4 protein-coding genes and 1 pseudogene are annotated in these 4,203 nt (G+C 68.1%); 2 read left to right on the forward strand and 3 right to left on the reverse strand.

The features are described 5' to 3' along the window. Positions 1-456: pseudogene (locus tag AB0I34_RS43950) on the forward strand (type I glyceraldehyde-3-phosphate dehydrogenase); the annotation flags it as partial. A 79-nt stretch (positions 457-535) separates the two neighbouring features. Here AB0I34_RS43950 and AB0I34_RS43955 read toward each other — a convergent pair. From AB0I34_RS43955 to AB0I34_RS43965, 3 genes are read right to left on the reverse strand one after another with little or no spacing between them, the layout of a single operon-like run. Next, the gene (locus AB0I34_RS43955) at positions 536-1,339 is read right to left on the reverse strand and encodes an ABC transporter permease subunit (protein ID WP_360458645.1); all 804 of its coding nucleotides are present in this window, start codon (positions 1,337-1,339) and stop codon (positions 536-538) included. 3 nt (positions 1,340-1,342) lie between these two features. Continuing rightward, positions 1,343-2,053: an ABC transporter ATP-binding protein gene (locus tag AB0I34_RS43960; protein ID WP_360458648.1), complete on the reverse strand. Its 711-nt coding sequence runs from the start codon at positions 2,051-2,053 to the stop codon at positions 1,343-1,345. A gap of 12 nt (positions 2,054-2,065) precedes the next feature. Further along, positions 2,066-2,926 carry a universal stress protein gene (locus tag AB0I34_RS43965; protein WP_360458651.1) on the reverse strand — a complete coding sequence of 287 codons (861 nt, stop codon included), beginning with the start codon at positions 2,924-2,926 and terminating at the stop codon, positions 2,066-2,068. 161 nt (positions 2,927-3,087) lie between these two features. Between AB0I34_RS43965 and AB0I34_RS43970 the strand changes: the two genes are divergently transcribed. Beyond that, on the forward strand, positions 3,088-4,140 hold the full coding sequence (locus AB0I34_RS43970; RefSeq protein WP_360458654.1) for a zinc-dependent alcohol dehydrogenase family protein: 1,053 nt from the start codon (positions 3,088-3,090) through the stop codon (positions 4,138-4,140). Positions 4,141-4,203: the final 63 nt, after the last annotated feature.

Raw genomic sequence — 4,203 nt, forward strand, 5'->3', positions numbered from 1 at the left:
AACGATCAGGTGCTGCTGGACTCGCCGCACAAGGATCTGCGTCGCGGTCGTTCTGGCGCCGTGAACCTGATCCCGACGAGCACGGGTGCCGCCCGTGCGGTCGGATTGGTGATCCCTGAGCTCGCGGGGAAGATCGACGGCGTCGCGGTGCGGGTCCCGGTCGAGGACGGCTCTCTGACCGACCTGACGGTGCAGCTGTCCGAGGTCGCGACGGTCGAGCAGGTCAACCAGGCCTTCGCCGATGCCGCGGCCGGACCTCTCAAGGCGATCTTGCGCTACACCACTGATCCGATCGTGTCCCACGACATCATCGGCGACCCGGCCTCGTGCATCTTCGACGCCCCGCTGACGCAGGTCCAGGATCACCTGGTCAAGGTCTTCGGCTGGTACGACAACGAGTGGGGCTACACCAGCCGCCTGGTCGACCTGACCGAGCTCGTCGCCCGTTCGCTGTGACAGGACTGGTCATGAACAGCAAGTCGGCCGCAGCGACAGCATGATCAACGCAAGGAAGCTGGGCAGAGTGTGGGCTGGCTCAGCCGCCGTGTGCGGTCGAGATGTCGCGGCCGTCGAGGGCCGGGATGGCGATCGCGAGGAGGATGGCTGCGCCGGCGAGAAGCCAGAGGTAGCTGAGCTGGAAGCCGGCGCCGAGCGGTCCGCCGTTGAACGCCTGGTGGATGGGGGAGTAGGGCTGCCATGACTCGAAGCGCGGCAGGATGAGTCCGGCGGCGTAGACGACGTACGCGGCCGTTGCGGCGGCTGAGGCGATGCCGATCGCGGCGGGTCGGCGTCCGGTGACGGCTCCGGCGGCCAGCGCCAGTACGGCGTACTCCACGCCGAGCAGGGTCATCGCGAGCGCACCGCTCGCGGCCGCGGGAACGCTGATACCGAGGCCGAAGATGAGGCTGCCGAGCGTGGTTGCGACGAACAGTGCGAACCCGAGAACCGTGATCGACAGCGTCAGTGCGAGCGCCTTGTCGGCAACGATCCGGAAGCCGGAGACAGGGGTGACCAGCAGCAGTTCGAGCGTTCCACGTTCCTCTTCGCCGGCCAGGGCGCGGGCGCCGTGCCCGATGGCGTAGACCAGGAACAGCGCGGGCAGCATCAGGGTGAACAGTTCGGCGTTGAGGAAGCCGGCGCCGGTGTTCATCGCGTCGAGATCGAAGAACCTGCGGAGTTCCGCGGGGAACGACTGGTACAGCTCGGTGAGGTTCGGCATGTCCCGGACCGACGGCCACAGAGCGCTCTCGAGCAGCACGAGTGCCACGATCGCGATCGACCAGCCGATCAGGCCGCGGCGCGCGTCGTACATCGACTTCATGAAGACGTTGCGGAACATCGCCTACTCCCGGTCGGTGTAGTAGCCGAGGAACGCGTGGGCGCTGTCCCGCAACTCCTGCACGGACTGTGTCGTCACCAGCCGGCCGGCTCGCAGGATCGCGACAGTGTCGGCGACGGCGTCGACCTCGGACAGGACGTGCGAGGAGAGGAAGACGGTCCGTCCGGCGTCCCGGGTCTCACGCAGCAGGTCGCGGAACTCGCGCTGCATGAGCGGGTCGAGACCGGTCGTGGGTTCGTCCAGGATCAGCAGGTCCGGGTCGTGCATGAAGGCCTGGACGATGCCGACCTTCTGCCGATTGCCGCGGGACAACGCGCCGATCCGGACACCGAGGTCGAGGTCGAACCGCTTGGCCAGGAGCTCGATCCGGTCCCGGTCGACACCGCCGTACAGATGGGCGAAGTAGTCCAGGTACTGCCCGCCGGTGAGATCCGGGTAGGCGACGAATTCGCCGGGCAGGTAGCCGATCCGCCGCTGGAGTACGTCGTACCGATCGTTGGCGTCGAACCCGAAGACCACCGCCGAGCCGGACGTCGGCCGGATCAGCCCGGCGAGCAGGCGGATCGTTGTGGTCTTGCCGGCGCCGTTCGGTCCGAGATATCCGAGGATGACGCCGGCCGGGACGTCCAGGTCCAGACCGTCGAGCGCGGTCCGGTGGCCGAACCGCTTGGTCAGTCGCCGGGTCTTGATGACGATGTCCCGTTTGGGCGTCATGGCAACGAATCCTCAGGTGTGGTGGATGACGGCGACCGGGCAGTGCGAGTGGTGGAGCAGGCCACGGGCCACCGATCCGAGCCGGAGCTCGGAGAACGAGGTGTGGCCCAATCCGCCGACCACCATGAGATCGGCGAACTCGGACTCGTTCGCGAGTACTCGGACCGGATGATCGGCGACAGCACGTTGGTCGACGGAGACCTCGGGGTACTTGGCATTCCAGTCGTCCAGCGTCTGCGCCAGGAGTTGGTCGGCCGCACCGGCCCAGGGCTGCCGGCTCGGGTCGACCCAGACGTTGGGATCGGGGTAGCTCTCGCGGACCGCGGCAGCATGGACGCCGAGGAGTTCGGCGTTCGTCGCGTCGGCCAGTTCGAAGGCGAAGCGCAGCGCGTCCTGGCCCTCCACCGACCCGTCGATGCCCACGACGATCCGCCGGTGTGGCGGTGCCGTGGGGTCCCAGGTATCGGGTACGACGATCAGCGGCACGTCGGTGCTGAGCGCCGTACACGCTTGGGACGTCGAGCCGAGTACGAGCTCCGCGAAGCCGCCCATGCCGCGGCGGCCGACGACGAGCGCCTGGGCGCGCTCGGACAGCTCGAGGAGCACCTTGGTCGGATGGCCGTGGCGCACCTCCAGCGAGGCGGCCGTGAATCGAAGCCGCTCGAGCTCCTCGAGGGCGTCTGCCAGCACCTCGCTGCCGTCGTCCGGTCCGGTGGGTGGTGTGCTCGCGGGCAGCTGCCGCTGCTCATCCAGGACATAGACGGCATGCAATGGCGCCCGGCGCAGGGTGGCGTACGACGCCGCCCAACCGAGGGCGATCAGGCCGTCGAGCGATCCGTCGATCCCGACGAGTACTGGCAGTCCCGCTGACATGAGACACCTCTCCGTTCGTACTCCTGCAGTTCCAGTCAAGCCGCGGGTAGGTGCCGCAGGGAGGGTCGAAAGTCCTGCCTGGAGGTGTAGTTCGGCCGCAGTCAGGACCGGTGTGGAGGGCCACCGTCGAAGGTGGAAAGTCTCGTCTAGGGAGGTCTGTGATGAAGGCATTGGTCTACAACGGCCCGGGGCAACGGAGCTGGCGCGAGGTGCCGGATCCGGTGATCCAGGATCCTGAGGATGCGATCGTGCGCGTCGACGCGGTCACCATTTGCGGCACCGACCTGCACATCCTGAAGGGCGACGTGCCGACGGTCGAGCCGGGCCGGATCCTCGGTCACGAGGCGGTCGGGACGATCCTGTCCGTCGGCGACGGTGTTCGTGGTGTCGCGGTCGGCGATCGGGTGCTGATCTCCTGCATCACGTCGTGCGGCCGGTGCGAGTACTGCCGGCAGGGCCACTACGGCCAGTGCCTCGGCGGTGGCGGATGGATCCTCGGTCACCTGATCGACGGTACCCAGGCCGAGCAGGTCCGGGTTCCGTTCGCGGATCGGTCGGTGTACAAGCTGCCGGACAATGTCAGTGATGAGGCGGCGGTGCTGCTGGCCGACATCCTGCCGACGTCGTACGAGGTCGGCGTACTCAATGGCAAGGTCTCGCCGGGCGACACGGTCGTGATCGTAGGGGCAGGTCCGATCGGTCTGGCGGCGATTGCGACCAGCAAGCTGTTCAGTCCGTCGCGGATCGTCGTGGTCGATGCGGCGGACTCGCGGCGCAAGGCGGCTCTCGAGCGGGGCGCGGATATCGCGCTCGCTCCGGACGAGGACGTGGAGAAGACGGTTCGCGAGCTCACCGGTGGACTCGGTGCCGACGTCGCGATCGAGGCGGTCGGAATCCCGGACACCTTCGAGCTGTGCACCCGTGTCGTCCGGACCGGCGGGACGGTCGCGAACATCGGTGTGCACGGTGCGCCGGCGACCCTTCACCTGGAGGATCTCTGGATCAAGAACGTCACCATCACCACCGGCCTGGTGGACACGTCGTCGACGCCGCGGTTGCTGTCGATGCTCGCGGCGGGCCGGCTGGAGCTGCCCGAGCTGATCACGCACCGGTTCGGCCTCGGCGAGATGCAGGACGCGTACGACGTCTTCTCGCGTCCGGCGGAGACCGGTGCCCTGAAGGTCGCGCTGTTCAGCGAAGCCGGAGTCGAGTAGCAGCACAACAGCCGCGGGGGGGGGCCGGGGGGGGCGGGGCGCCGCGGGGTTGTGGGGCGACGT

The sequence above is a fragment of the Kribbella sp. NPDC050281 genome, assembly GCF_040655855.1.
Taxonomy (GTDB): Bacteria; Actinomycetota; Actinomycetes; order Propionibacteriales; family Kribbellaceae; genus Kribbella.

Bases quoted from the DNA above. Each gene is read 5' to 3' on its own strand.
- AB0I34_RS43955 (WP_360458645.1), bottom strand. From the start codon at position 1,339: ATGTTCCGCAACGTCTTCATGAAGTCGATGTACGACGCGCGCCGCGGC.
- AB0I34_RS43960 (WP_360458648.1), bottom strand. From the start codon at position 2,053: ATGACGCCCAAACGGGACATCGTCATCAAGACCCGGCGACTGACCAAG.
- AB0I34_RS43965 (WP_360458651.1), bottom strand. From the start codon at position 2,926: ATGTCAGCGGGACTGCCAGTACTCGTCGGGATCGACGGATCGCTCGAC.
- AB0I34_RS43970 (WP_360458654.1), top strand. From the start codon at position 3,088: ATGAAGGCATTGGTCTACAACGGCCCGGGGCAACGGAGCTGGCGCGAG.